Here is a 1,062-nt window from a genome sequence, read left to right as displayed (position 1 = left end):
AAGCGAAAAAATTAAGTAGAAGTAGTTGGAGGGAGAAGTAGCATGAAAACAGCTATAGATATGTACTGCCAATATCTGTTGAGTACGCAGGTTAACTATACCTGCACCTATTTTGCTGACCACCTGCAGGGGCTGAGCCATGATTCCGTTCACCGCTTTCTCAGAGATGAAAAGCTTACGCCCCGCTTGTTGTGGGAGAAGGTATCGCCGCATCTCACCCAGTCCTCCCGTGCCTTTGTCATCTTCGATGACACGGTGCTGGATAAACGCCACTCGCAGGCGATTGGCATGGTCAGGCGGCAATACTCTGGTAACGCCCACGGCATCATCAAAGGGATAGGCGTGGTGAACTGCCTTTACCTGGACCCGATAAACCAGCAGTTCTGGCTGCTTGACTTGCGAGTCTTTGACCCGCAAACAGACGGAAAAACAAAGCTGGACCATGTGCTGGACATGCTCCGGAGCCTGAAGGCAAGGCAGGTGCTGTTCCAAACGGTGCTCATGGACAGTTGGTATGCTACAACTGATTTGATGAAGTATTTGATGAAAGAAGGCAAGACCTTCTACTGTCCCATCAAGAGTAACCGCAAAGTAGATGACACTTCAGGCCAGGAGCCTTATAAGCCGGTAGATGAGTTGCCGTGGAGTGAGCAGGAGGTCGAGCAGGGCAAGCTGGTAAAGCTGCATAAGTTTCCGCTGGATGTGAAAGTGAAGCTATTCCGGGTTGAGGTGTCTACCCACCGCACGGACTACATCGTCACCAATGATGTAGCGCAAAACGCAACTCAGGCCGTCAAAGAAACCTGCGGCCTGAGATGGTGCGTGGAGCAACTTCACCGGGAGGAAAAACAGCTGACGGGGATAGAGCGCTCGCAATGCCGACTGGCAAGGGCACAGCGAAACCACATACTCGCAGCGACACTCGTCTGGACCAGACTCAAGAGTTTGGCCTATGCCTATGAACTAACAATTTACCAGCTCAAAAAAGGGCTGCTCGACCAATACATGAATCAACAACTGGTAAATCCTGCTATCTGTTATGCCTAATGTGCGAAAGTCCTA

General features: G+C 50.8%; 1 protein-coding gene. It reads left to right on the top strand.

Features of this window, described 5'->3' with window-relative positions; genetic code table 11:
* The first annotated feature begins 42 nt into the window (after positions 1–42).
* On the top strand, positions 43–1,047 hold the full coding sequence (locus E1919_RS27170; RefSeq protein ID WP_162056533.1) for an IS701 family transposase: 1,005 nt from the start codon (positions 43–45) through the stop codon (positions 1,045–1,047).
* Positions 1,048–1,062: the final 15 nt, after the last annotated feature.

This window comes from Pontibacter pamirensis, assembly GCF_010015475.1.
Classification (GTDB): Bacteria; Bacteroidota; Bacteroidia; order Cytophagales; family Hymenobacteraceae; genus Pontibacter; species Pontibacter pamirensis.
This window is presented reverse-complemented; position numbering and strand designations above follow the sequence as displayed.

What these genes read in the sequence shown, in the direction of transcription:
- E1919_RS27170 (WP_162056533.1), top strand. Translation starts at nt 43, where the DNA reads ATGAAAACAGCTATAGATATGTACTGCCAATATCTGTTGAGTACGCAG.